The sequence below is a fragment of the Bradyrhizobium sp. 33ap4 genome, from assembly GCF_032654765.1.
In the GTDB taxonomy this organism is placed as follows: Bacteria; Pseudomonadota; Alphaproteobacteria; order Rhizobiales; family Xanthobacteraceae; genus Bradyrhizobium; species Bradyrhizobium australafricanum.
Map to the genome: position 1 here is coordinate 1 of NZ_JAUMTJ010000060.1, position 26129 is coordinate 26129.

Annotated in this window: 23 protein-coding genes; 15 read left to right on the forward strand and 8 right to left on the reverse strand. The window is 65.3% G+C overall.

All coding sequences use genetic code 11. The features are described from left to right. Positions 1 to 85 precede the first annotated feature (85 nt). On the forward strand, positions 86 to 1582 hold the full coding sequence (locus Q2M23_RS34345) for an aldehyde dehydrogenase family protein (protein WP_316398412.1): 1497 nt from the start codon (positions 86 to 88) through the stop codon (positions 1580 to 1582). A gap of 289 nt (positions 1583 to 1871) precedes the next feature. Here Q2M23_RS34345 and Q2M23_RS34350 read toward each other — a convergent pair whose 3' ends face one another. Next, the gene (locus tag Q2M23_RS34350; RefSeq protein ID WP_016846469.1) at positions 1872 to 2255 is read right to left on the reverse strand and encodes a winged helix-turn-helix domain-containing protein; all 384 of its coding nucleotides are present in this window, start codon (positions 2253 to 2255) and stop codon (positions 1872 to 1874) included. A gap of 161 nt (positions 2256 to 2416) precedes the next feature. On the opposite strand from Q2M23_RS34350, the gene Q2M23_RS34355 reads away from it, so the two are divergent. The 3 genes from Q2M23_RS34355 to Q2M23_RS34365 all read left to right on the forward strand — a co-directional run bounded on the left by Q2M23_RS34355 (position 2417) and on the right by Q2M23_RS34365 (position 5917). Further along, the gene (locus Q2M23_RS34355) at positions 2417 to 3544 is read left to right on the forward strand and encodes an alkene reductase (protein WP_316398413.1); all 1128 of its coding nucleotides are present in this window, start codon (positions 2417 to 2419) and stop codon (positions 3542 to 3544) included. Positions 3545 to 3606: 62 nt separating this feature from the next. Next, complete coding sequence (locus Q2M23_RS34360; protein WP_229190744.1) at positions 3607 to 4122, forward strand: GFA family protein; 516 nt, start codon at positions 3607 to 3609, stop codon at positions 4120 to 4122. Between the two features lie 130 nt (positions 4123 to 4252). Beyond that, entirely contained in the window at positions 4253 to 5917 is a 1665-nt protein-coding gene (locus tag Q2M23_RS34365; protein WP_316398414.1) for a thiamine pyrophosphate-binding protein, read from the forward strand. A gap of 282 nt (positions 5918 to 6199) precedes the next feature. On the opposite strand, the gene Q2M23_RS34370 is transcribed toward Q2M23_RS34365, so the two are convergent. After that, positions 6200 to 7579 (reverse strand): LLM class flavin-dependent oxidoreductase, encoded by a 1380-nt coding sequence (locus Q2M23_RS34370; protein ID WP_316398415.1) that lies wholly within the window; start codon positions 7577 to 7579, stop codon positions 6200 to 6202. Positions 7580 to 7817: 238 nt separating this feature from the next. Between Q2M23_RS34370 and Q2M23_RS34375 the strand changes: the two genes are divergently transcribed. The 3 genes from Q2M23_RS34375 (at position 7818) to Q2M23_RS34385 (ending at position 11818) form a co-directional block, all read left to right on the forward strand. Continuing rightward, positions 7818 to 9203 (forward strand): M20 family metallopeptidase, encoded by a 1386-nt coding sequence (locus Q2M23_RS34375; protein WP_316398416.1) that lies wholly within the window; start codon positions 7818 to 7820, stop codon positions 9201 to 9203. Between the two features lie 233 nt (positions 9204 to 9436). Continuing rightward, entirely contained in the window at positions 9437 to 10723 is a 1287-nt protein-coding gene (locus Q2M23_RS34380; RefSeq protein ID WP_316398417.1) for an MFS transporter, read from the forward strand. Positions 10724 to 10972: 249 nt separating this feature from the next. After that, positions 10973 to 11818 carry an IclR family transcriptional regulator gene (locus tag Q2M23_RS34385; RefSeq protein WP_057015479.1) on the forward strand — a complete coding sequence of 282 codons (846 nt, stop codon included), beginning with the start codon at positions 10973 to 10975 and terminating at the stop codon, positions 11816 to 11818. Between the two features lie 157 nt (positions 11819 to 11975). Here the strand turns inward: Q2M23_RS34385 and Q2M23_RS34390 are convergent, their stop codons facing one another. The 3 genes from Q2M23_RS34390 to Q2M23_RS34400 all read right to left on the reverse strand — a co-directional run bounded on the left by Q2M23_RS34390 (position 11976) and on the right by Q2M23_RS34400 (position 15097). Further along, the gene (locus tag Q2M23_RS34390; protein WP_316398418.1) at positions 11976 to 13484 is read right to left on the reverse strand and encodes a tripartite tricarboxylate transporter permease; all 1509 of its coding nucleotides are present in this window, start codon (positions 13482 to 13484) and stop codon (positions 11976 to 11978) included. A gap of 6 nt (positions 13485 to 13490) precedes the next feature. Further along, on the reverse strand, positions 13491 to 13976 hold the full coding sequence (locus tag Q2M23_RS34395) for a tripartite tricarboxylate transporter TctB family protein (RefSeq protein ID WP_028332964.1): 486 nt from the start codon (positions 13974 to 13976) through the stop codon (positions 13491 to 13493). Positions 13977 to 14131: 155 nt separating this feature from the next. After that, entirely contained in the window at positions 14132 to 15097 is a 966-nt protein-coding gene (locus Q2M23_RS34400) for a tripartite tricarboxylate transporter substrate binding protein (protein WP_316398419.1), read from the reverse strand. A gap of 387 nt (positions 15098 to 15484) precedes the next feature. Here Q2M23_RS34400 and Q2M23_RS34405 point away from each other — a divergent pair, with 387 nt between their 5' ends. The 7 genes from Q2M23_RS34405 (at position 15485) to Q2M23_RS34435 (ending at position 21237) form a co-directional block, all read left to right on the forward strand. Then, the gene (locus Q2M23_RS34405) at positions 15485 to 15901 is read left to right on the forward strand and encodes a hypothetical protein (RefSeq protein ID WP_310883303.1); all 417 of its coding nucleotides are present in this window, start codon (positions 15485 to 15487) and stop codon (positions 15899 to 15901) included. Next, positions 15898 to 16761 (forward strand): alpha/beta hydrolase, encoded by an 864-nt coding sequence (locus Q2M23_RS34410; protein ID WP_316398420.1) that lies wholly within the window; start codon positions 15898 to 15900, stop codon positions 16759 to 16761. Before Q2M23_RS34405 ends, Q2M23_RS34410 begins: the two co-directional genes overlap by 4 nt. A 30-nt stretch (positions 16762 to 16791) precedes the next feature. Beyond that, positions 16792 to 17709: an amino acid ABC transporter substrate-binding protein gene (locus tag Q2M23_RS34415; RefSeq protein ID WP_057015477.1), complete on the forward strand. Its 918-nt coding sequence runs from the start codon at positions 16792 to 16794 to the stop codon at positions 17707 to 17709. Positions 17710 to 17860: 151 nt separating this feature from the next. Further along, positions 17861 to 18592: an amino acid ABC transporter permease gene (locus Q2M23_RS34420; RefSeq protein ID WP_168856500.1), complete on the forward strand. Its 732-nt coding sequence runs from the start codon at positions 17861 to 17863 to the stop codon at positions 18590 to 18592. A 2-nt stretch (positions 18593 to 18594) separates the two neighbouring features. Beyond that, positions 18595 to 19287 carry an amino acid ABC transporter permease gene (locus Q2M23_RS34425; RefSeq protein WP_057015486.1) on the forward strand — a complete coding sequence of 231 codons (693 nt, stop codon included), beginning with the start codon at positions 18595 to 18597 and terminating at the stop codon, positions 19285 to 19287. A 191-nt stretch (positions 19288 to 19478) separates the two neighbouring features. Further along, entirely contained in the window at positions 19479 to 20210 is a 732-nt protein-coding gene (locus tag Q2M23_RS34430; RefSeq protein WP_057015476.1) for an amino acid ABC transporter ATP-binding protein, read from the forward strand. A gap of 166 nt (positions 20211 to 20376) precedes the next feature. Beyond that, positions 20377 to 21237, forward strand: coding sequence for a D-amino-acid transaminase (locus Q2M23_RS34435; protein ID WP_057015475.1), 861 nt, complete (start codon positions 20377 to 20379; stop codon positions 21235 to 21237). 157 nt (positions 21238 to 21394) lie between these two features. Here Q2M23_RS34435 and Q2M23_RS34440 read toward each other — a convergent pair whose 3' ends face one another. The 3 genes from Q2M23_RS34440 to Q2M23_RS34450 form a co-directional block, all read right to left on the reverse strand. Further along, complete coding sequence (locus Q2M23_RS34440) at positions 21395 to 21853, reverse strand: carboxymuconolactone decarboxylase family protein (RefSeq protein ID WP_057015474.1); 459 nt, start codon at positions 21851 to 21853, stop codon at positions 21395 to 21397. A 27-nt stretch (positions 21854 to 21880) separates the two neighbouring features. Next, positions 21881 to 23497, reverse strand: a complete 1617-nt coding sequence (locus Q2M23_RS34445; RefSeq protein WP_316398421.1) for an MDR family MFS transporter — start codon at positions 23495 to 23497, stop codon at positions 21881 to 21883. Positions 23498 to 23857: 360 nt separating this feature from the next. Then, positions 23858 to 25006, reverse strand: a complete 1149-nt coding sequence (locus tag Q2M23_RS34450; RefSeq protein WP_316398422.1) for an HlyD family secretion protein — start codon at positions 25004 to 25006, stop codon at positions 23858 to 23860. Between the two features lie 143 nt (positions 25007 to 25149). Between Q2M23_RS34450 and Q2M23_RS34455 the strand changes: the two genes are divergently transcribed. Further along, a complete protein-coding gene (locus Q2M23_RS34455; RefSeq protein WP_057015472.1) occupies positions 25150 to 26061 on the forward strand; it encodes a LysR family transcriptional regulator in 912 nt (303 codons plus the stop codon). The last annotated feature ends 68 nt before the right edge of the window (positions 26062 to 26129 follow it).

Sequence of the window (26129 nt, forward strand, 5' to 3'; positions counted from 1 at the left end):
CAAGCGGTCTTAGGAAGACAACTATAACACTCAACTCCTTGGCTCACAGAACGACATGGCTACGATCCGACTTGGGAGTGCAAACATGGCTGTTTCGCAGGCTGTTCCGATCACGCGCCATCCTTATGCCGATGGCTCCTACAAGAAGATGCTGATCGACGGCAAATGGGTCGACGCCGCCTCCGGCAAGAAGTTCGAGACGCACAATCCCGCGACCGGTGAATTGCTCGCGTCGGTCGCCGAGGGCGATGCCGAGGACATCAACCGTGCGGTCGCGGCGGCGCGCCGCGCGTTCGAAGGGCCCTGGAGCAAGGTGAAGCCGTTCGAGCGGCAGAACATGCTGCTCAAGCTGGCCGAGGTCGTCGAAGCCAATTTCGAGGAACTGTCCCAGCTCGACACGCTCGACATGGGCGCACCGATCAGCCGGACCCGCGGCAACCGCCTGCGCGCGCTCGGCATGCTGCGCTACTATGCGGGACAGGCGACCGCGATCCACGGCGAGACCATCGAGAACTCGCTGCCCGGCGAGATATTCTCCTACACGCTGAAGGAGCCGATCGGCGTGGTCGGCGCGATCATCCCCTGGAACGGGCCGTTGACCGCTTCGATCTGGAAGATCGGCCCCGCGATCGCGACCGGCTGCACCGTGGTGCTGAAGCCGGCCGAGGAATCGCCGCTGACCTCGCTGCGCATCGGCGAGCTCTGCATGGAGGCCGGCATTCCGCCCGGCGTCGTCAACGTCGTGCCGGGCTATGGCGAGACCGCGGGCGCCGCGCTCGCCTCGCATCCGGATGTCGACAAGGTCGCCTTCACCGGCTCGCACATCACCGGCCAGTCGATCATCCGTGCCTCGGCCGGCAACCTCAAGCGCGTCTCGCTCGAGCTCGGCGGCAAGTCGCCGGACATCGTGTTCGCCGATGCCGATCTCGACGCCGCGGTGCCGGGCGCGGCGATGGCGGTGTTCGCCAATTCCGGCCAGATCTGCAGCGCCGGCACGCGGCTGTTCGTCGAGCAGAAGGTCTATGACGAATTCGTCGGCCGCGTCGCCGAGTTCGGCAAGAAGCTGCAGGTCGGCAACGGCCTCGACCCCAACACCCAGATTGGTCCCTTGGTGTCGCAGCAGCAGATGGACCGGGTGTCGGGCTATCTCGACATCGGCCAGAAGGAAGGCGCCAAGGCGCTTGCCGGCGGCGGCCGCCTCACCGAGGGCGCGCTGTCGAAGGGTTACTTCGTTCAGCCGACCGTGTTCGCCAATGTGCAGGACAACATGCGCATCGCGCAGGAGGAGATCTTCGGCCCGGTGATCTCGGCGATTTCGTTTAGGGATCCGGACGAACTGATCAAGCGCGCCAACGCCACCACCTTCGGCCTCGGCTCGGGCGTCTGGACCACCAATGTCAGCAAGGCGCACCAGGTCGCCAAGGCGCTGCGTGCCGGCTCGGTCTGGGTCAATTGCTACCAGGCGATGGATCCGGCGGTGCCGTTCGGCGGCTACAAGATGAGCGGCTACGGCCGCGAGTCCGGCAAGCAGCACGTCGAGGAATATCTCAACGTCAAGGCGGTCTGGATCAAGACAGCTTAGGGCTGGTCCCGCTGTTTCTCTTCACCTCTCCCCGCCTGCGGGGAGAGGTCGGATTGCATCGCCAGATGCAATCCGGGTGAGGGGTACAGGTCTCAACGCTCGGCGTGTTCGCCGAGGGGAGTTCTCCGCTCCAACGCCCGCATGATTTCGGAATATTAGAAGAATATCCCTGATTTGCCCGACGCGTCAAGTTGGGTTGTCGAACGCCGGCCGCCGTCGGCGCCTTTGCATGGGGTTGTTTTCGATATTTTTCGTAAGCGCCCCTTGCTGCGGCTGCCGGTTTCTGCGTTTAGCGCCCGGCGGCCTTCTTCGGCTTGCCGATGTCGCTGCGCAGCGCCTCGAGATCCTTGCGTACGGCGCTTGCCGCGTCGCGCTCGATCTTGCGGTAGCGCGCCACCAAGGAGAGGCCGAACGGGGTCAGCACCGCGCCGCCGCCATTCTTGCCGCCGGTCTGCCGTTCCACCGCCGCCTGCCGGCAGATGCGGTTGATCTCGTCGACCAGGTCCCAGGCGCGCTTGTAGCTCATGTCCATGGCGCGGCCGGCGGCGGAGATCGAGCCGCATTCCTTGATCCGCTCAAGCAGCAGGATCTTGCCCGGCCCGATCCGGTCCTCGGCATCGAGGTCGATGCGGACGCTGAGGGAGGGGAGCGATGAGGCGCTCGATTTCGACATGGGAGACCTGTTCTCGTGGCAACAGATTGCCACTACCCGCTTTCATGAACAAGATGAACCCGTTAGATAACGGGCATGATCCGGAAAAGTGGGTACCGGTTCTCCGGGCGGATCATGCCCGGACTACAACGGGAAATGACACAAGATTAATTGGGGCAGGCATGAATCCTCCGTCGCTGTTCTCTCCGCTCAAGATCGGTCCCTACCAGCTCGAACATCGCGTCGTGATGGCGCCGCTGACGCGGATGCGGGCGGCGCGGCCGAGCCTCGCGCCGCGGCCGATCAACGCGGAATATTACGCGCAGCGCGCCACGCCCGGCGGCTTGCTGATCGCGGAGGCCTCGCCGGTGGTCGCGACCGGCTTCGGCAATCCCGGTGTTCCCGGCATCTACAGCGAGGCCCAGATCGCGGGCTGGCGCGAGGTGGTGGATGCCGTGCACACCAAGGGCGGCTTGATCTTCCTGCAGCTCTGGCACGTCGGCCGCGTCTCGCACTCCTCGTTCCAGCCGGGCGGCGCGCTGCCGGTGGCGCCGTCGGCGGTCGCGATCCCCTCCGAGTTCAAGTGCATGACGGCGGACGGCAAGGTGGTCGATTACGAGACGCCGCGCGCGCTCGAGACCGACGAGGTCGCCCTGATGGTCGAGGCCTACCGGCAGGGCGCGAAGAACGCGCTCGCCGCCGGCTTCGACGGCGTCGAGGTTCACGGTGCCAATGGCTATCTGATCGAGCAGTTCCTGCAGTCGCGCAGCAACCTGCGCACCGACCGGTATGGCGGCTCGATCGAGAACCGCGTCCGCTTCCTGATGGAGGTGACGCAGGCGGTGACCGAGGTCTGGGGCGCGAGCCGCGTCGGTGTGCGGCTCTCGCCCTACGGCATCGCCAATGGCAGTGGCGAGGCCGACCCGATGCCGCTCTACAGCCACGCCATCACGGCGCTGGACAAGCTCGGGCTCGCCTATCTGCATTTCATCGAGCCGCGCGCCTCGGGCACCGGGCGTGCCGAGGTCGACTGGCAGAACGTGCCGGCGGCGATGGTGCTGTACCGCCCGATGTGGAGCGGCGTGCTGATCACCGCCGGCAATTTCGTCGGCGAAACCGCGCAGAGCGCGGTCGCCGAAGGTCATGCCGATGCGATCGCGTTCGGCCGCTACTTCATCTCCAACCCGGATCTGCCGCGCCGTCTGCAGCGCGGCTATCCCTTGACCAAGTACAACCGCGCCACCTTCTATGCCGGCGAGGAGAAGGGCTACACGGATTATCCGGTGCACGACGAATTGGCGCAGGCGTAACTCTTCGTAGCCCGGATATCGCTTCGCTCGTCCGGGCTACGATGCCTTGATGGGAGACCGTGATGTTTCCGGACGACGAGTTCGAGCCGACCAAAAAGCCAAAGCCGGTGGCGCTGGCGAAGCCCGCGGCCGGCCAATGCCTGTGCGGCAAGGTGCGGTTCGAGATCGACGTGCCGGCGCGCTGGGCCTGGCATGATCACACCGCCGCCAGCCGTCGTGCGCACGGCGCGGTTTACGCGACCTATGTCGGCAGCTGGAAGAAGCGCTTCCGCATCACGCAAGGCGAAAGCGAGCTGTCGCGTTACGAGGACGCGAAAAGCAAGACCGCGCGCAGCTTCTGCGCCAATTGCGGCACGCCGATCATCTACGAGCGCGCGCGGTCGCCGCACATGGTCAACATCCCGCGCGCGCTGTTCTCGGGGCGCACCGGCCGGCAGCCGCTCTATCACATCGCGATCGAGGAACTGCAGGAATGGGCCTACACCGGCGAGCCGCTGGTGCCGCTGAAGGGCTATCCCGGCGTGGTCTGGCAGCGCTCGAAAAAGAGGAAGCGCAGCGCGCGTGAGGGGATGTTCTAGCGAGTGCTTCACCTCAGGCGCGCGCCTGCGGAATGCGGCCATGACCGCTCGCTCGATTGCCCCTCGCGCGCAAGTTTGGTCATCTCCCTCGATCCCCGTCGGCCAACGCGCCGACAGGCCTGGAGGGAACATGAAAAATCGCATTACCGGCCGCTCGGCATTTCTGGCGCTGCTGAAGGATGAGGGCGTCACCCATCTGTTCGGCAATCCCGGCACCACCGAACTGCCGATCATGCACGCGCTGAAGGACCATCCCGATCTCACCTATGTGATGGCGATGCAGGAGAGCCTGGTGGTCGCGATGGCCGACGGCTTCAGCCGCGCCTCCGGCAAGCTGGTCGCCTGCAATGTTCATGTTGCGCCGGGCCTCGGCAACGCGATGGGCTCGCTCTACAATGCCAGCTTCACCGGCACGCCGCTGATCCTGACCGCCGGGCAGCAGGAACAGGGCCACGGCCTGACCGAACCGGTGCTCTACGGTCCGCTGGTGCAGATGGCGACGCCGCTGGTGAAATGGGCGGTCGAGGTGACGCGGCTCGAAGACCTGCCGCGCATCGTGCGCCGCGCCGCCAAGATCGCGACCACGCCGCCGACCGGGCCGGTGTTCATCTCGCTGCCCGGCGACATCCTCAATTCCGAAGCCGGCATCGAGCTCGGCCGCTCCACCCGGATCGACACGCGGGTGAGGCCGTCGGAGGATTCGCTCAAGGCGCTGGCCGCGCGCATCCTGAAAGCGGAGCGACCGGTGATCGTCGTCGGCGACGAGATCGTGAAAAGCGATGCGCTGCGCGAGGCGGCCGATCTCGCCGAGACGCTGGGCTGCCCGGCCTGGCAATCGCCGACTCCTTATGGTTCGCACTTCCTCTCCGAAAGCCCGAGCTTCATGGGCGCGATCGCGCGGCTGCAGAAGGTCGCGCGCGACGTGCTGGCACCGCATGATCTGTTGATCGCGCTCGGCGGCGATCCGCTGCGGATGTCCGTTTACAGCGAGGTCGATCCGTTGCCGGACGGGCTCTCGATCGTACAGGTCGGCCTGGTCGACAGCGACCTCGCCAGGAACTATGGCGCCGAGATCGCGGTGAAGGCGGACGTCAAGGAAACGCTGCGCGCGCTGGTGCCGGCGTTGAAGGAGGCCGGCGGCGGCGCGCTGGAGACGCGTGCCAGGCAGGGACTCGCGGCCTTGTCGACGAAGAACTGGGCGGCGAAGCGCAAGGCGCTGGTCGAACAGATCTCGAAGGCGAGTCAGACCTCGCCGATCGATCCGGACTGGCTGGCGTTGCAGGTCGTGGAGGCGATGCCCGACAACGCGATCCTGGTCGACGAGGGCCTGACCTCGTCGCGTCAGATCATTGGCTTGCGGCCGCATCGCGACCGCTACGGCTATCACGCGCTGGCATCCGGCGGCATCGGCTGGGGCCTGCCGGCCGCGGTCGGCGTCAGCCTCGCCAATCCAGAGCGGCCGGTGGTGTGCTATTCCGGCGACGGCTCGTCGATGTATTCGATCCAGTCGCTGTGGACCGCCGCCAATCACAAGCTGCCGCTGACCTTCGTCATCGTCAACAATGGCGGCTACCGCATCATCAAGCAGCGCCTGCTCGCCTTCCACGGCGACGACAACTATGTCGGCATGGATTTCATCGACCCGCCGGTCGATTTCACCGGCGTCGCACGCTCGCTTGGGCTCGAGGCGATCAGGATCACCGACCCGCAAGAGCTGAAGAGCGTGATGAAGTCGGCGTTCAGCCGCCCGGGTGCGAAGCTGATCGAGGTGGTGGTGAGCAATGCGGTGAATTGACTTTTCACGATGCGCTCTCCTCTCACCGTCATCCTGAGGTGCGAGCGGAGCGAGCCTCGAAGGATGCACGGCCCGGCCGGTGGCCGTCGATCCTTCGAGACGCGCGCAAGAGCGCGCTCCTCAGGATGACGGGATGGGCAGATGTGTGTGCCGCGTCATTGCGAGGCACGAAGCGACGAAGCAATCCATGATCCCGCATATGCGGAGCTATGGATTGCTTCGCTGAGCCTGTCATCCGGCGGCGCTTCGCGCCGACCGGGTGGCTCGCAATGACGGGGCTGGCTACGTCGTCATCTTCTTCGCCCGATACCGACTCGCCGGATGCGTCGCGTCCAGCCTCGCACGCCCTGCGCCGAACAGCTTCTCCCGCAAGGTGCCCTTGGCATACTCGCGCTTGTAGCGGCCGCGCTTGACGAGCTCCGGCACCAGCATGTCGGCGATGTCCTCGAAATCGCCGGGCGAGATCGCGAACGCGATGTTGAGGCCGTCGACGTCGGTGTCCTCGAACCATTGCTCGATCTTGTCGGCGACCTGCTCCGGCGAGCCGACCACCACGGGGCCGGCGCCGCCGATGCCGACATGCTCGGCGACCTCGCGCACGGTCCAGACCCGGTCGGGATCGGCGCGGGTGACGTTGTCCATCGCGGAGCGGCCGGCGTCGTTCTGCACGTGGCGGACCTCCTGGTCGAGCGAATAGGTCGAGAAGTCGACTCCGGTCCAGCCCGACATCAGCGCCAGTGCGCCTTCATGGCTGATATGGCTGCGATACTCGGCGTACTTCGCTTTCGCCTCCGCCTCGGTCGGCGCCACCACGATGCACATCATCGAGAACATCAGGATCTCGGCCGCGTTGCGGCCCTTCGCGGCCGCGAGCTCGCGGATCGCCGACACCCGCGGGCCGATCACCTTCGCCGACGGTCCTGACATGAACACGCATTCGGCGTGCTCGGCGGCGAACTGCCGGCCGCGCGGCGAAGTGCCGGCCTGGTAGAGCACCGGCGTGCGCTGCGGCGACGGCTCCGACAGGTGGATCGCGTTGAGCCGGTAGTTGTTGCCGTCATGGCGTACCGGATGCACCTTGCTCGGATCGGTGAAGATGCCGCGCGCGACGTCGCGGATCGCGGCGTCGTCCTCCCAGCTGCCTTCCCAGAGCTTGTAGACCAGCTCCATATATTCGTCGGCGAGCTCGTAGCGGTCGTCATGCGCGGTCTGCTTGTCCTTGCCGGCGCCGCGCGCGGCGGAATCGAGATAGCCGGTCACCACGTTCCAGCCGACCCGGCCGCCGGTGAGGTGATCGAGCGTCGACATCCGCCGCGCGAACGGGTAGGGCGGCTCGAAGGAGAGATTGCTGGTGACGCCGAAGCCGAGATTTTCGGTCACCGCGGCCATCGCCGGGATCAGTATCAACGGTTCATTGGCCGGGGTCTGCGCCGCGTTGCGCAGCGCCGCATCCGGATTGCCGGCATAGACGTCGTAGACGCCGAGCACGTCGGCGAGGAACAGCCCGTCGAACCGGCCGCGCTCCAGCGTCTTCGCCAGATCGATCCAGTAGGACAGCTTGTTGTAGTCCTTGGTGCGGTCGCGCGGATGGGTCCACAGCCCCGGCGACTGATGCGCCACGCAGTTCATGGCAAAGGCGTTGAGCCGGATTTGTTTTGTCATTGTCGAAAACCTTGGTCGAAACCTTGCGCGCCGCTTCGATTGCTGCCCGGTCGGTGCCGGGCGTCCCGCTTCAACTTGTTGCGACTTCCCACGTTTTGGCAAGGCCCATTCGCATTTCGCGCCCTTCCGGTCGCGAGCCGATCCCGATAGGTTGCGCCCCTCCAGAAGCATGATCGGGACGCAAAGCATGGCGTTCCGGTGCGATCATGCCAAGACGCGACCGGACGAAGGAACAATCATGGCGACACGGGCCGACGCAATCGCAAAGGTGCGAGAGCATTTTCAATCGGGAGAGTTCTTGAAGGAACTGGACCGCAGGGTCGGCTACCAGACCGAGAGCCTGAATGCCGACAAGGCCGATGCGCTGCGCGCCTATCTGGTGGAGAATCTGCAACCGGCCTTCGCCGAGCTCGATTTCAAGACCCACCTGATCGAGTCGCCGACCGGCCGCGGGCCCTATCTGATTGCCGACTATCAGGAAGACGCTTCGCGGCCGACCGTGCTGACCTACGGCCATGGCGACGTCGTCGACGGCATGGTCGGCGAATGGCGCGACGGGCTCAATCCTTGGCAGACCACGGTCAAGGGCGAGCGCGTCTATGGCCGCGGCACCGCCGACAACAAGGGCCAGCATTCGATCAACATGGCGGCGCTGCGCGCGGTGAAGCAGGCGCGCGGCGGCAAGCTCGGCTTCAATGCCAAATTCATCATCGAGACCGGCGAGGAGATCGGCTCGCCCGATCTGCGCGAGGTCTGCGAGGCGCATCGCGAGGAGCTGAAGGCCGACCTGTTCATCGCGTCCGACGGGCCGCGGTTGTCGGCGGAGCGGCCGACCATCTTCCTCGGCTGCCGCGGCGGCAACCGCATCCATCTCGACGTCAATCTGCGCGAGGGCGGCAACCATTCCGGCAATTGGGGCGGCGTGCTCGCCAACCCCGCCACGATCCTGGCGAGCGCGATCGCGAGCCTGGTCGACGGCAAGGGTCGCATGAAGCTCGATATCCTCAAACCGCCGCCGATCTCCAACCGCGTCCGCGCCGCGCTCGCCGACGTCGAGGTCAAGCCGACGGCGGACGAACCGGCGCTGGCGGAAGACTGGGGCGAGGAGGGCCTGACCGCGGCGGAGCGGCTCTATGCCTGGAACACTCTGGAGGTGCTGGCGATGTCGTCGGGCAATATCGAAAAGCCCGCCAACGCGATCCCCGGCAAGGCCAACGCCGTGCTGCAGCTCCGCTTCGTCGTCGGCACCCGGCATCTCGAGGTGATCGACGCGGTGCGGGACTATCTGCACAACAACGGTTTTCCGATGGTCGAGGTCTCGGGCACGCAGCGCTTTGCCGCCTCGCGCACCGACATGGACAGCCCGTGGATCGACTGGGCGGCGAACTCGATCCGCGCCACCACCGGCAAGGCGCCGGCGGTGCTGCCGAACTTCGGCGGCTCGCTGCCGAACGACGTGTTCTCCGAAGGCCTCGGCCTGCCGACGATCTGGGTGCCGCATTCCTATCCGGGCTGCTCGCAGCACGCCCCCGACGAGCACATCCTGCTGCCGGTGACCGAGGAGGCGCTGACCATCATGGCCGGCCTGTTCTGGGACCTCGGCGAGGCAAAGCACAAGGGATAAGGAGCTGGGCTCGCTTGTTCCCCGTCATTCTGAGGTGGCCGCTTCTTCAGCGGCCCTCGAAGGATCGACGGCCACCAGTGGCGCCGTGCATCCTTCGAGGCTCGCAAGAGCTCGCACCTCCAGCGACAAAGGCGAAGCCTTTGCGCGCGGATGACGGGGAAGACGTGGATGGCCGGGTCAAGCCGGCCATTTCGAGTTGAAAAGCTGGTGCCTTCACCGGCAAGGAAAATGTAATGACACTATCAACTTCGGCGGACGCTCAGCGCGCAACAGCGGTCGACAAGAAAAACATCACCCGCCTGATCGTCGCGACCTCGGTCGGCAATGCGCTCGAATGGTACGACATCTCGGTCTATGCCTATTTCGCGGTGTATCTCTCCAAGGCGTTCTTCCCGGCCAATGATCCGACCACCTCGCTGCTGTTGACCTTCGGCAGCTTCGGCCTGTCGTTTCTGATCCGCCCGATCGGCGGCGTCGTGCTCGGCGCCTATGCCGACCGGCACGGCCGCAAGGCCTCGCTGATGCTGTCGATCGTGCTGATGACGCTGGGCACGCTGGTGCTGGCGCTGATGCCGACCTATCAGACCATCGGCATCCTGGCGCCGATCGCGGTGCTGCTGGCACGGCTGGTGCAGGGCTTTTCCGCCGGCGGCGAGTTCGGCTCCTCGACTGCGTTCCTGGTCGAGCACATGCCGGAGCGGCGCGGCTTCGTGGCGAGCTGGCAGTTCGCGAGCCAGGGCGTCAGCGGGCTGCTGGGCGCCGGCTTTGGTGCACTGCTGACCTCGCTGATGAGCCCGGAGGATTTGCAGTCCTGGGGCTGGCGGCTGCCGTTCCTGTTCGGCGTCCTGATCGGCCCGGTCGGCATCTACATCCGCAACCACGTCGACGATGCGACCCCGCCGCCGGCGGCGAAGAAGGAATCGCCGGTCAGGGAAGTGTTCGCGCGGCAGAAGCTCGCCACGATGCTCGCGATCGGCGCACTCGCGGTGTCGACCGCGGTCAACTATTTGATCGTCTACATGCCGACCTATGTGGTGAAGACGCTCAACCTCGCGCCATCGGTTGGCTTCATCGCCTCGTTCGCCGCGCAGACCGCGGTTGCGCTGCTGGCGCCGATCGCAGGCATGGTCTCCGACAAGATCGGACGCACCACCCACATGATCCTGTTCGCGCTGCTGTTGCTGGTGTCGATCTTCCCGGCCTTCCTCCTGCTCACCGGCAAGCCGACGCCGATGATCATCCTGATCGGCGTGCTCTGGCTCGGCGTCCTCAAGTCGCTGTATTACGGGCCGCTCGCCGCGCTGATGTCGGAACTGTTTCCGGCGGCGACGCGTGCGACCGGGCTCGGTCTCAGCTACAATATCGGCGTCACCTTGTTCGGCGGCATGGGGCCGGCGATCATGACCTGGATGGGTGGCTTCGCGGCGATCGGCGAGCTCGCGCCGGGTTACTATCTCACCGCCGTCTGCATCCTCAGCCTCTGCGCGCTGTTCACGATCCGCAGGCTGCGGCTGGCGTAGCGCATGATCCGAAAAAGTGCGAAGCGGTTTTTCGAAGAGATCACGCGCAAACCGCATCAGATTTCGTGATGCGAAATTCAAATATCCTTATTGTTGCACAGCAGCGTAGATGGTCGAAATCAAAGTTTCATCTGACGAAAGTATACGGTGTCCGGCGTGCGTCATCCGTCCTAGGATGATGTCGGCCGGGCGCGCATCTTCGTCCTGCCCGGTTCAGGATTTGGAATTGACGGCAAGGAAGGCCAGGGCATGAACGCCTCCACGACTGCGACCGCACGGACCAGCCGCAAGAGGCCACTGCCGGAGCCGGGCCAACCCGACAAGTTCAACGCGATCCAGAAGGTCTGCGCGATCCTGCGCGTGCTGGCGCAGCGCTCGCCGTTGCGGCTCACCGACATCGCCGACTCCACCTCGCTGAACAAGGCGACGGCGCTGCGCATTCTCAACTCGCTGATTGAGGAAGGCTTCGTCAGCCGCGTCGCCGGCGCCAAGACCTATGAGCTCGGCCAGGAGGCGCGGGTGATGGCGGTCGGCGCGCGCCGTTCGGTCGACATCGCCGAGCTGGCGCAGCCGAGCCTGCTCCGGCTGTCGGAGCGCTCGGCCGATACCGCGCTGCTGTCGGTGCGATCCGGCGTCGAGGCGCTTTATCTGGCGCGCTCGGTCGGCAACCATCCGCTGCAACCGAACTATTTGCAGATCGGCAGCCGCCGTCCGCTCGGCGTCGGCGCCGGCGCGCTGGCGCTGCTGGTCTGGCTGCCGGATGCCGAGATCGAGGCTGTGATCGAGGTGATCGTGCCGCGGCTGGCGAAATCGCCGCGCATCACGCCAAAGTTCCTGCGCGAGCGGATCGCCATGGCGCGCAAGGCCGGCCACACCGTGTTGATCGACGCCGCGTTCCCCGGCATGGGCGGCGTCGGCGTGCCGGTGCGCGACGATGCCGGCGAGGTGGTCGCCGCGCTCTCGATCGGCGCCGCGTCCGACCGCATCCGTCGCCGCGAAGGCGAGCTCGCCGACATGCTGAAGAAGGAAGCCCAGGTGCTGGCCCGCGCGCTGGCCCAGGCGCCGAAGAACGGGCGTGCGGCGAAGGTCGGTTGAGCTGCCGCTTCGCCTCTCCCCGCGTGCGGGTGAGGGGGGCCTCCGCGGATACTGCTATCACCGTGCTTGCGGAGGCAGCCCCTCACCCCAACCCTCTCCCCGTAAGAACGGGGCGAGGGGGCGCGCTGCCGGCGCGGCTGAAGTCGGGCTCGCTCTCCTACGCCCCCTCATCCAGCGCCACCAGCTCGCGCTTCTTGCGCAGCGAGGGCAGCAGCGGGCCGACCAGCAGCACCAGCGCGAAGGCGAGGCAGATCGCCGAGATCGGCCGCTCCACGAAGGTCATGAGGTCGCCCTGCGAGAGGATCAGCGACTTGCGCAGATTGTTCTCCAGCATCGGCCCGAGCACGAAGGCGAGCACCAGCGGCGCCGGCTCGTAGCCGAGCTTGCGCATGAAATAGCCGATCACGCCGAACGCGATCATGGCGTGGACGTCGAACACGTTGTTGCTGGAGCAGTAGACGCCGATGATCGTGAACAGGATGATCAGCGGGAACAGCACGTTGTAGGGCAGCCGCAGCAGCTGCACCCACATGCCGATCATCGGCAGGTTGAGCACCAAGAGCATCAAATTGCCGATATACATGCTGGCGACGATGCCCCAGAACAGCGTCGGGTTTTGCGAGATCATCAGCGGCCCCGGCTGCAGGCCGTGGATCACGAAGGCGCCGAGCAGCAGCGCCATCACCACGTTCGGTGGGATGCCGAGCGTCATCAGCGGAATGAAGGCGCCGCCGGCCGCGGAATTGTTGGCCGATTCCGGCCCCGCGACGCCCTCGATCGCGCCGTGGCCGAAGCGCTCCGGATGCTTCGAGAGCCGCTTCTCCAGCGCGTAGGAGGCGAACGATGCCACCACGGCGCCGCCGCCGGGCAGGATGCCGAGGAAGAAGCCGAGCACCGTGCCGCGCGCCACCGGTCCGGCGCTGGCCTTCCAGTCCTCCTTGCTCGGCAGCAACTGGTTGATCCTGGTCTTGATGATGTCGCGCTTGATCGCCTGCTCAGTGTTGAGCAGCACCTCGGCGACGCCGAACAGGCCCATCACGACCGGCACCAGGCCGATGCCGTCGATCAGCTCGAGGCGGCCGAAGGTCAGCCGCGGCTGCGCCGTGATGCTGTCGAGCCCGACCAGGCCGAGCACGACGCCGATGCAGGCCATCAGCAGCGCCTTGGCCATCGAGCCCTGGGTGAGGAAGGTCAGCACCACCAGGCCGAGCACCATCAGGCTGAAATATTCGGCCGGCCCGAACGCGATCGCGACGCTGGCGAGCGACGGCGCCACCAGCATCAGGGCGATCAGCGCGAAGGTGCCGGCGATGAACGAGCCGAAGGCGGAGATGCCGAGCGCGGGGCCGGCGCGGCCCTGCTTGGCCATCTGGTGGCCGTCGATGCAGGTGACGACGGAAGCCGCTTCGCCGGGGATATTGACCAGGATCGAGGTGGTCGATCCGCCATACATCGAGCCGTAATAGATGCCGGCCATCATGATGATGCCGGATTCCGGCGTGCCGGACAGCGTCACCGGCAGCAGCAGCGACATCGCCGAGATCGGGCCGATGCCGGGCAGCACGCCGACCAGCGTGCCGATGAACACGCCGATGAAGCAGTAGAGCAGGTTGATCGGCAGCAGCGCGACGCCGAGGCCGTGGGCGACGTTGACGAGAGTATCCATGGGCACTCAACCGATCTCGAACATGCCGCTCGGCAGCTGGATCGCGAGCAGGTGCTTCAGCACCCACCACATCCCGAGCGGGGCAAGGATGGACAGCGGGATCGCCAGCGACCAGCGCACCGGATCGATCACGCGCAGCAGCAACAGCATCAGCGGAATCGCCGACAGCAGGAAGCCGAGCGGCTCCAGCGCAAAGGCGAACGCCGTGAGGCAGACGATGACCAGCACCGGCTTGCCCCAGCGCGCATTCTCCCAGCGCGAGGCGAAGGTCGGGCCGCCCTCGGTGACCGCCGCGATCATGATCGAGGCCGCGAACACGCACATCAGGATGCCGGTGTAGAACAGCACGTAGCCGGAGCCGGGATCGTTGATGGTGCCGAGCTTCAGCTTGAGGCCCGACCAGATCACGAAGGCGCCGAGCCCGAGCCCGATCAGCCCGCCCCAGAGCTCGGAGTTGTTGAGGCGGAATTTGACGTTGGTTTGGTCTGTCATGGGATGTGCTCTCGTCAAGTCGCAAGGTGGGGCATCGACCTATCCCCGTCATTGCGAGAGAAGCGAAGCAATCCATTTCACCGCATGTGCGGAGGGATGGATTGCCTCGTCGCTTCGCTCCTCGCAATGACGGACGGAGACTTCGCGGCCAGTCCTTACTTCTTCGCCAGCCCCAGCGTGTCGATCACCTTGCGCTCGGACTCGGTGACCTCCCCCACGAACTTCTTGTAGTCCTCGGTGTTCTTGTAGTTCGGCACCATGTCGTATTTGGCCAGCGTTGCGATCACCGCCGGGTCCTCGATCGCCTTCTTGAAGGCATCGTGCAGCTTGGCGACGATCTTGGGGTCCATGCCCTTGGGGCCGGCGATGCCGAACGGCGAGTCATAGACCATGGGGTAGCCGAGCTCCTTCAGCGTCGGTACGTCCGGATAGTTCGGCGAGCGCGCGCCGGTCCACACCATCAACAGGCGGAGCTTGCCGGCATCGACCAGCGGCCGCCAGCCGGTGGAATCCGCCTGCAGCATGGTGTGCTGGCCGAGCACGGCCGCATTGGTCTCGGCGCCGCCCTTGAACGGCACCTGGGTCAGCTTGATCCCGGCCATCAGGGCGATCTGCTCCATGCCGACATGCAGCGAGGTGCCGGTGCCGGGCGTCGCATAGGTCACCTTGCTCGGGTTCTTCTTGGCGAAATCGACTACGTCCTGCCAGGTCTTGAACTGCGACTCCGCGTTGGTGGTGACGCCGAAGGTGTAGCCGGTGAGGTGAATGATGTAGGAGAAATCCTTCGCCGGATCCCACGACACTTCCTGCATCAGGGGCAGGCGGAACACGGTGATCGGGATCTGGGCGATGGTGTAGCCGTCGGGCTTGGCGCCGGCGGCCATCGTGGCGGGGCCCACGGTGCCGCCGCCGCCCGCCTTGTTGTCGACCGCAATCGGTTGGCCCAGCACCTTCGAGGCGCTCTCGGCGATCGCGCGCATCGAGATATCGGTCGAGCCGCCCGCCGGCCATGGCACGATCAGCGTGATCGGCTTGGTCGGATAGTCCTGCGCGAGCGCCGCTGTTGACACCAGCATGCCGGCGGCGGCGAGCAGGACCATCAAGCGATTGCGGTGCGACATCTCGATCTCTCCCTTATGACCGCGTTCGATCGCGGCCGCGTCTTGTTCGGTGTTGGCAATGATTGTCCCTGTCATGCTGGGACCGAGCGCATTGGACAGAACGGGGCGGGCAACGGAAGCGCGAATTGCGCTCGAAGCGCCGGCTGCGACAATTGGTCTGCCGCGATTTGGCGCGACCTGCCGAGCCGCGGAATTCAATCGGCCTTTGGTCGGACGGATTGGCCGTTCCTGGCAATGTGCCGGGAGGGCGCGGGGTGTGCGCGCCTGACCGGCAAGCCGGGTTTGGTCAAGCGAATAATCAAGGGAACCCAAAGGCATCGGCGCCTTGCGGGATTGCGCGCTTGCCGTCATCATGGCGCCGCCCGCTGTAGGAACGCCGCCCGACAGATGACGCCATCGCCTGACGCCACCGACGACGCTGTGACGAGGGCGTTTGCCGGCCTTCCCGCGTTGCTCGACGAGGCCCCTCGGCTGCTTGCGCGCGGGCGGCTGCTCGATTGCGACTGCCTGATCGGCCCGATGGCGCGGCCGTTTCATGCCGCGATCCGGGCCGGGCGCATCGTCGAACTTGCGCCTTCGCCGGTCCTGATGCGCTCCTGGCGCTTTTCCTATCGCGCGACGCCGCAGGCCTGGTCCGCCTATTGGCAGGCCGAGCCGAAGCCCGGCTGGCACGATCTGCTGGCGTTGACCAAGCGCGGCGAGGCCGTGCTGGAAGGCGACCTGCATCCCTTCATGGCGCATCTGCAATACTTCAAGGACCTGCTGGCGCTGCCGCGGCAGCATTTCGCGGCGGCCGTATCATGAGCGGCAAGATCATGGACGGCCACATCGAGCCGATGGTCGGCCGCTACGTTCACGTCGAGATCGGCGGCGAGCTGCACCGGATCTATTTCGAGGAGAACGGCACGGGCATTCCGCTGGTCTGCCTGCACACCGCGGGATCGGATGCGCGGCAGTGGCGCCATCTGCTCGCGGATACGCAATTTGCCGAAAATTTCCGCATCATTGCCTTCGATATGCCCTGGCATGGCAAGTCGAATCCCCCGATGAGCTGGACCGGCGATGAATACCAACTCACCACTGCGCGCTACACCGAGACCATCCGCGCTTTCTGCCGTGCGCTGCGGCTGGAGAAGCCTGTCGTGATGGGCTGCTCGATCGGCGGCCGCATCGTGCTTAACCTTGCGATCGAATATGCCGCCGAGTTCCGCGCGCTGATCGGGCTCGAGGCTGCCGATTTCCAGGCGCCGTGGTATGACACGAACTGGCTGAACCGGCCGGATGTTCACGGCGGCGAAGTCTGCGCCGCGCTGGTGTCCGGGCTGATCGCCCCGCAAAGCCCGGAGTCTGCGCGGATGGAAACGCTGTGGGCCTACAAGCAGGGCGGCCCCGGCGTGTTCAAGGGCGACCTGTATTTCTACCGTGTCGACGGCGACCTGCGCGGCCGGGTCGCGTCAATCGAGACTAAAGTATGCAACCTCTATCTGCTTACGGGCGAGTATGATTTCTCCTGCACGCCCGAGGATACGAGGCGGACCGCAGCGGCAATAGGGGGCGCCAGCGTCACGATCATGGAGCAGCTCGGTCATTTTCCGATGAGCGAGAATCCGGAACTGTTTCGCCGCTATATCGCACCCGTCCTCGCTGATATTCTCACGCACTAGAACGACCGTTTCCACGCAAGGAGTAGACGTATGACACGCAACTATCTGATCGGCTTCGCGCTCGCCGCCGCGCTGGGCGCGAGCCAGGCGCAAGCCCAGGAGCCGACCGGCACGCTGAAGAACATCAAGGACACCGGCGCGATCACGCTCGGCTACCGCGACTCCTCGATCCCGTTCTCCTATCTCGACGACAACCAGAAGCCGGTCGGCTACGCCATGGACATCTGCTACAAGATCGTCGATGCCGTGAAGAAGGAGCTGAAGCTCGACAAGCTCGAGGTCAAGCTCAACCCGGTGACCTCGGCGACGCGTATTCCGCTGATGGCCAACGGCACCGTCGACCTCGAATGCGGCTCGACCACCAACAATGCCGAGCGCCAGAAGCAGGTCTCCTTCACCAACAGCCACTTCCTGACCGCCAGCCGCTACGTCACCAAGAAGGCGAGCAAGATCAATTCGATCGACGATCTGAAGGGCAAGACGGTGGTCTCGACCGCCGGCACCACCAACATCAAGCAGCTGACCGAGGCCAACCTCGCGCGCGGGCTGAGCGTCAATATCATCCCGGCCAAGGATCATGCCGAGGCCTTCCTGATGGTCGAGACCGATCGCGCGGTCGCCTTCGTGATGGACGACATCCTGCTCGCGAGTCTCGTCGCCGGCTCGAAGTCGCCGGATGACTACGTGATCTCCAAGGACGCGTTCTCCAAGCCCGAGCCCTACGGCATCATGCTGCGCAAGGACGACGCGCCGTTCAAGAAGGTCGTCGACGCCGCAACCGCCGCGCTCTACACCAGCGGCGAGGGCCAGAAGATCTATGACAAGTGGTTCACCCAAAAGATCCCGCCGAAGGGCCTTAATCTCAACTCGCCGGCTGGACCGGAGATGAAGAAGCAGTTTGCGAAGCCGTCGGACTCTCCGGATCCGGATGCCTATCTGGTCAACTGACCGCTGTGTATGACCCGTCGTCCCTTTTGGGAGCGGGTCCTGAAAGTTAGCATGTCCGGCCATTTTTGGAGGAGAATGGCCGGACATTTGCATAGACGCCGCGCGCGATGCCGGCGTAATGCCGTGACCGGCACGGCCGCGTGGGGGACCTGTGAACTACAATTGGAACTGGCACATCTTCCTTGAGCCGAACCCGATGGGGACCGGCACCTATCTCGACCTGTTGCTGTCGGGGCTGGTGGTCACCGTCAAGGTGTCGGTGCTGGCCTGGATCATCGCGCTGGTGTCCGGCTCGGTGATCGGCGTGCTGCGCACGCTGCCGTCGCGGGCCGCGTCGTGGATCGGCTTCTGCTGGGTCGAGTTCTTCCGCAACATGCCGCTCTTGGTGCAGCTGTTCCTGTGGTTCTTCGTGCTGCCCGAATTGTTGCCGCGGTCGGCCGGGCTGTGGCTGAAGCAACTGCCGAATGCGCCGTTCTGGACCGCCGCGATCGGCGTCGGCTTCTTCATGTCGGCGCGCGTCGCCGTGCAATTGCAGGCCGGCATCACCTCGCTGCCGCGCGGGCAGAAGCAGGCCTCGACCGCGCTCGGCCTCACCACGGTGCAGACCTATCGCTACGTGCTGCTGCCGATGGCATTCCGCATCATCCTGCCGCCGCTGACCTCCGAATTCCTCAACACCATCAAGAACAGCGCGGTCGCCATCACCATCGGCCTGATCGAACTGACCGGCCAGGCCCGCTCGATGCAGGAGTTCTCGTTCCAGGTGTTCGAGGCGTTCACGGCGGCAACCGTGCTCTACCTGCTCCTCAATTTCGTCGTGGTGACCGCGATGCGCTTCCTCGAGCGCTATGTCGCGATCCCCGGCTACATCACGGGCAAATGACGATGATCGGCAGTTTCGATTTCGACGTCATCCGCCGCTCGCTGCCCTACCTGTTCCTGGAGGGCATGCGCTTCACGCTGACCTTGACCGCGCTCGCAGCGTTCGGCGGCCTGGTGTTCGGCACCCTGATCGCCCTGATGCGGCTGTCGAGCTACAAGGTGCTCGGGCGCATCGCGGGCTTCTATGTCGACTTCATCCGCTCGCTGCCGCTGGTGCTGGTGATCTTCTGGTTCTACTTCCTGGTGCCGTATATCGGGCAGTGGCTGACCGGCGCGTCGCGGCCGATCACGGTCGGCGCCTTCGCCTCCTCGCTGATCACCTTCATCGCGTTCGAGGCGGCGTATTTCTCCGAGATCATGCGCGCCGGCATCCAGTCGATCTCGAAGGGCCAGCCGGCCGCGGCCAGCGCGCTCGGCCTGACCTACGCGCAGTCGATGCGCTACGTCGTGCTGCCGCAGGCGTTTCGCAACATGCTGCCGGTGCTGCTGACGCAGACCATCGTGCTGTTCCAGGACACCTCGCTGGTCTACGTGCTGTCGATCCCGGATTTCCTCGGCGCCGCCAGCAAGGTCGCGCAGCGCGACGGCCGCCTGGTCGAAATGTACCTGTTCGCCGCGCTGGTCTACTTCGTCATTTCCTGTGTCGCGTCCTATGGCGTTCGCCGCCTGCAGTCGCGCATCGCGATTGTCCGGTAGCCAGTCATGCTTTCGAACATTCAAGACACGGCCCCCTTCACCTCTCCCATCGGGAGAGGTCGGATCGCGTCAGCGATCCGGGTGAGGGGTTTTGCTCCATCGATAGACCGCAATCCCTCACCCGGCGCTGCGCGCCGACCTCTCCCGATGGGAGAGGTGGAAGCGCGCTCGCTGCAACGCCTGAGTCACGCATGATCGAGATCAACCACGTCAACAAATGGTACGGGCCGAGCTTCCAGGTGCTGAAGGACTGCACCACCAGCGTCGCCAAGGGCGAGGTGGTGGTGGTCTGCGGCCCGTCCGGCTCGGGCAAGTCGACCCTGATCAAATGCGTCAATGCGCTGGAGCCGATCCAGGGCGGCGACATCACGCTCGACGGCGTCAAGGTCAACGATCCCAAGACCGACCTGCCGAAGCTGCGTTCGCGCGTCGGCATGGTGTTCCAGCATTTCGAGCTGTTTCCGCATCTGCGCATCATCGACAATCTCCGCCTCGCGCAGGAGAAGGTGCTCGGCCGCAAGTCTGAGGACGCCACCGCCAAGGGCATGAAGCTTCTGGAGCGCGTCGGGCTGAAGGATCATGCCAAAAAGTTTCCGGCGGAGTTGTCCGGTGGCCAGCAGCAGCGCGTCGCGATCGCCCGCGCGCTGGCGATGGACCCGATCGCCATGCTGTTCGACGAGCCGACCTCGGCGCTCGACCCGGAGATGATCAGCGAAGTGCTCGACGTGATGGTCGACCTCGCCCGCGAGGGCATGACCATGATGGTCGTGACCCACGAAATGGGCTTTGCCAACAAGGTCGCCGACCGCGTCATCTTCATGGACCGCGGCGAGATCGTCGAGGACGCCAAGAAGGCCGACTTCTTCGGCACGCCGCGCAGCGACCGCGCGCAGAAGTTCCTGTCGAAGATCCTGCAGCACTGAGCTTAGGGAGCCTCTCCGCCTGTCATTCCGGGGCGCCTCGAAGAGGCGCACCTGAGGGTTCGATGCTGCGCATCGCCCCGGAATGACGGCTGCTACAGGGTTTTCCCCCGTTAACAATTTGCGTATACGAAGGCCTGAACCCCCCTTCGTCCGCAGGAGAACTCGCGTGGAAAAGATCGCTTACGTCAACGGCTCGTTCGTGCCGCATTCGGAGGCCAAGGTCTCGGTGTTCGACCGCGGATTCCTGTTCGCCGACGGCATCTACGAGGTGGCGGCGGTGCTCGAGGGCAAGCTGATCGACAACGCCTCACACCTGGCGCGGCTCAAGCGTTCGGTCGGCGAGATCCAGCTCGCGCTGCCGGAGACGCTGGAGCGGATCGAGGAGATCCAGAAGGAGCTGGTTGCGCGCAACGACCTCGTCAACGGCATGGTCTATCTCGAGGTCACCCGCGGCGCCGACAAGGGTCGCGACTTCGCCTTCCCGAAGGCCGACGTCAAGCCGACGCTCGTGATGTTCACCTCGGAAAAGGACATCATCAACGCGCCCTCGGCCAAGACCGGCATCAACGTCATCACGGTGCCCGACATCCGCTGGGAACGGCGCGACATCAAGAGCGTGGCGCTGCTGGCGCAGGTGCTGGCCAAGCAGGCGGCGGCCGCGGCCGGCGCCGGCGAAGCTTGGATGATCGAGGACGGCAAGGTCACCGAGGGCGGCTCGTCCTCGTCCTTCATCGTCACCCAGGACGATGTCATCGTGACCCGGCAGAACGGCAACGAGATCCTGCCCGGCTGCACCCGCAAGGCGGTGGTCAAGCTCGCCGAGGAACGCCAGCTGCGCATCGAGGAGCGCGCCTTCACGATCGAGGAAGCGCTCGCCGCCAAGGAAGCCTTCATCACCAGCGCTTCCGTGTTCGTGCAGGGGGTGGTCGCGATCGACGGCAAGAAGGTCGGAGGCGGCAAGGTCGGTCCGATCACCGACCGCCTGCGCGAGATCTATGTCGAGTTCGCCAAGGCGACGGCGGTCTGACTACCCGGAGCGACTTTTTTTATCGTCACCCTGAGGTGGCCGCTCCTTTAGCGGCTCTCGAAGGGTCGACGGCCCGACCGTGGCCGTACATCCTTCGAGGCTCGCCGAAGAGGCTCGCACCTCAGGATGACGGGGACAGATCATCGTTTGTCTGCCCTCACGCCGCCGCCTTCGCCTTCACCGGATGCACCGCGCGGAAGCCGATGGCGATCCGGTTCCAGGCGTTGATCGCGCCGATCAGCGTGGTCAGGTTGACCAGCTCGCTGTCCGAGAACTGGGCGCGCACGGCTTCATAGTCGGCGTCGGGCGCATGCGTCTCGGACACCAGCGTCAGCGCTTCGGTCCAGGCTAGCGCCGCGCGCTCGCGCTCGCTGTAGAGCGGGGATTCGCGCCAGGCGTTGAGCAGATAGAGCCGCTGCTCGGTCTCGCCATGCTTGCGGGCGTCCTCGGTGTGCATGTTGATGCAGTAGGCACAGCCGTTGATCTGCGAGGCGCGGGTCTTGACCAGCTCGATCAGCGATTGCTCGAGGCCGCTCGCAGCAATCTGGTTTTCGACCGCGACCAGCGCTTTGATGGTCTCGGGTGCGGCCTGGTAGAAGTTCATGCGGGGCTTCATGGTCGTTCTCCGTGGTTGTGGCTTGGGTTAGTGCGCACCGCCGCCAGCGAGCTGGCCCGGCTTCTTCAGGAAGAGTGTCGCCGCGAGTGCGATGATCAGCGCGACGCCGAGCAGGTAGAAGGTATCACTGAAGGCGAGGATGTAGGCCTGCTTCTGCACGACCTTGCCGATCGCCGCGATTGCGCGGTGGGCGGCCGCGGCCTGGTCGGCGACGCCGTGGTTCATGAAATACTGCGTCAGCTGCTCAATCCGGCTCCGCGTGGCCTGTTCCAGCAGCGAGACCGACTGCATCAGCACGTTGGAGTGATATTGCTCGCGTTTGGTCAGCAGCGTCTGCAGCACGGCGATGCCGACCGCGCCACCGAGGTTGCGCATCATATTGAACAGCGCGGAGGCCGAGCCCGCATTCTCCAGCTCGATGCCCGCGGTCGCAACCGCCGACAGCGGCGCCATCACCAGCGCCTGGCCGATGGCGCGGACGATGTTGGGCCAGAACAGCTGGTCGGTGGCGTAGTCGTTGGTCATGAAGATGTTCATGAAGTTGGAGCCGGCGAACAGCGCGAAGCCGACGCCGATGATGAGGCGCGGGTCGAAGCGCTGCATCAGCCGCGGTACCAGCGGGATCAGCGCGAGCTGCGGCAGCCCGGTCCAGGCCAGCACCATGCCGATCTGCTCGGCATTGTAGCCCTGGATGCGCGCGAGGTACTGCGGCAGGATGAACACCGAGCCGTACAGCGCGATGCCAAGCAGGAAGTTGGCCAGCATGCCGAAGCCGAAATTGCGGCGGGCGAGCAGGCGCAGATTGAGCAGCGGCTTCTCCACGGTGAACTCGACGATCAGGAAGGCGGCCAGCGCGACGGCGGCGATCACCGACAGGCGGACGATGAAGGGCGAGCCGAACCAGTCGTCCTTGTTGCCTTCCTCCAGCACGGTCTGCAGCGCGGCGAGGCCGATCGCCATGGTGATGATGCCGAGCCAGTCGCCTTGGCGGATCAGCGACAGCTTCATCGGGCTCGGATCGAGCGAGACGTAGAGCATCGCGATCATCACGGCGCCCGGCACTAGATTGACATAGAAGATGTACTGCCAGCCCCAGTTCTCGGTGAGATAGCCGCCGATGGTCGGGCCGATCGCCGGCGCGAACGTCGCCGACAGCGCGAACAGCGCGAGCCCGATCGGCTGCTTGGCCTTCGGCAGCAACGTGATGATCAGCGTGAACGCCATCGGGATCAGCACGCCGCCGGTGAAGCCTTGCACGGCGCGCAGCGCGATCATCTGCGGCAGGTCCTGCGCCAGCGCGCATGCCGCCGAGAATACCAGGAACAGCGCGGCGTTGGTGAGCAGATAGATGCGCACCGAGAACACCTGCGCGAGCCAGCCGGAGAGCGGGATCACCACGATCTCGGCGATCAGATAGGAGGTCGAGATCCAGCCGCCGTCGTCGATCCCGGCGCCGATCGCGCCCTGCACATCGGCGAGCGAGGCGTTGACGATCTGGATGTTCAGCACCGCCATGAACGCGCCGAGCGTCGCCCCGATTACCGCGATCCAGGTTTTCGTGGGGATCGCCGGCGCCGCCGGCGCTGCGGGGGCGGGGAGCGCGGCGGCGTTCGCTGGGTCGGCTGTGGGCTGAAGTGCGGTCATCGAGGTCGTCCTTGCTACCCAAACAAGATGTATTAGGCGGCCGGTTTCGATAATCCGAGAAAGACTGGAAGGATTGTCCGGTAGAGGTTGATAATCAACGGCTGCGGCTGAGAGAGCGACTGCGGTTATGACCACGGCACGACGGTTGCGTTTGGCCTGCGTGCCGTCGACTAGTGAGGTGAGCACGCCTCTCAAGCTCCCGCTTGCGGGGAGGGTGGGTGGGGGCTCTCTCCACAAGATGACTCGCGGAGAGAGCCCCCACCCGCAAGCGGGAGAGGCGAAGAGGGCGTAGACAGCAAAACGCGATCGACCACGGATGGGTGATCGATCGCGCGGAGCCAGCCGAAGAAGCGTTTGGTCCTATCCGCCGTGCTGCCGCGTCGCCGATGCCAGCCGTCGCTTCTCCTCGCGCTCGGCCAGCACCGTCGCCTTGGTGTTGACGGTCGGGATCGCCGACATGCCGGGGCGCAAGAGGCCGGTTAGGCTGTGATCGTCGAGCACGATCTTCACCGGCACGCGCTGTACGATCTTGGTGAAATTGCCGGTGGCGTTGTCGGGCGGCAGCAGCGCGAATTCGAGGCCGCTGGCCGGCGACAGGCTGTCGACATGACCCTTCAGCGTGGTGCCGCGAAAACTGTCGACCGTGAGCTCGACCGGCTGGCCGTTGCGCACATGGGTCAGCTGCGTCTCCTTGAAATTGGCGACCACATAGACCGCGTCCAGCGGCACCACCGCCATCAGCTGGGTGCCGGCCTGCACATATTGCCCGACGCGCAGCGTGCGGGCGCCGACCGTGCCGTCGACCGGCGCGGTGATCCGGGCATAGGACAGGTTGAGCTCGGCCTGCTGCTCGACCGCGCGAGCACGGTTCACCTGCGCTGCGGCCTGGGCGCGCTGCGTGGTCAACACGTCGACCTTGCGCTGCGCCGCCGACAGCGCCGACTTCGCGTGCTGCAATTGCGCGGTGTTGGCGCGCAGCGCTGCGTCGGTCTGTTGCGCACGCTGAATGGTGCCGGAGCCGGACTTCATCAGCCCGTCGTAGCGGGTCTGCTCTTCCTGCGCGAATTTCAGGTTGGCCTCGGCGGCGGTGACGTCGGCCGTGCTTTGGTCGATGATCGGCTGCTGCAATTCGAGCTGGGCATCGAGGTTGCGTACCGAGGCTGTGGCGGCGTCGACATCGGCCTTGGCCTGGCCGAGCGCGGTGCGGTAATCGCGGTCGTCGATCTCGGCCAGCAACTGGCCGGCCTTCACCGGCTGGTTGTCGGTGACCAGCACTTTGGCGATGTAGCCCGAGACCTTCGGGGCGATGATCGTGGAGTCCGCCTTCACGTAGGCGTCGTCAGTGGTTTCGAGGTAGCGGCCGGTGGTGACGTAGTCGTAGCCAAAGTCGGCTGCCACGGCGACGCCGATGATCGCGGCGACCCCGAGCGCCACCCGCTTGACCGCTTTCCGCGATGGGCAGAGGCCGATTTTTGTTGCTTGTTCAGGGACATAAGTAGTGGTCGACATGGCATCCTCCGGGTCGAACATTCGCGTCCTTCCAGAAAGGGCGCCCAGTACGCCCCCTTAGATGCAATGTCCTCCCCGCTGTGATAATCCCGATAAAACTGGAAGCATTATCAAGCCAGCGCTGATAATCCGGACCTTGCCGCATGGATCGCCTGACCAGCCTGACCGCCTTCGTCCGGGTCGTGGACACCGGCGGCTTTTCCGCGGCCGGCCGCAAGCTCAACATGTCCACCACCATGGTGAGCAACCACGTGCAGTCGCTGGAGGACCGGCTCGGCGCCCGGCTGCTCAACCGCACCACGCGCAAGGTCAGCCTCACCGAGGTCGGCCAGGCCTATTACGACCGCTGCGTCCAGATCCTCGCCGACATCGAGCAGGCCGACGACATCGCGGGCGCCCAGCAATCGGTGCCGCGCGGCACCCTGCGCATCTTTACCAACACCCATCTCGTCCAGTTCCTGTCGCCCGCGGTGGCCGAGTTCCTCGCCACCTATCCCGAGGTCAAGGTTGATCTCACGATCGGCGAGCGCAATGCCGATCTGATCGACGAGAACTACGATCTCGCCGTGCGCATGGTGCCGCCGCCGGACTCCAGCCTGATCGTGCGCACCATCGCGACCTGGCGCCACGTGCTGTGCTGCTCGCACGGCTATATCGAACAGCACGGCAAGCCAACGCTGCTGGCCGACCTCTCCGCGCGCAACTGCATGCGCCACGCCAACTATCCCTATGGCGACGAGTGGCGCTTCGCCGACCGCAAGGGCACGCCGGCCGCAGTGCGCGTCTCCGGAAATCTGATCTCCAACAGCGGCGAAACCCTGAAGCTCGCGGCGCTGGCCGGCGTCGGCGTCTTCCTCGCGGCCGGCTTCCTGGTTCGCGACGAGCTGGAGTCGGGACAACTGGTCCGCCTGCTGCCCGAATACCGGCCGGTCGAGCTCACCATGAATGCTGTCTATCCGCATCGCCATCATCTCTCGGCGAAGGTCCGCACCTTCATCGACCTGCTGGTCCATCACGCCACCGAGCAGCAGAAGCTGATCAATCCGTATTCGTGAGCGGTGCGACGTTCCTTCCGCGTCATGACCACCCGGCAGCCGTTGCATAGCCGTTGCGTGTATGAAGA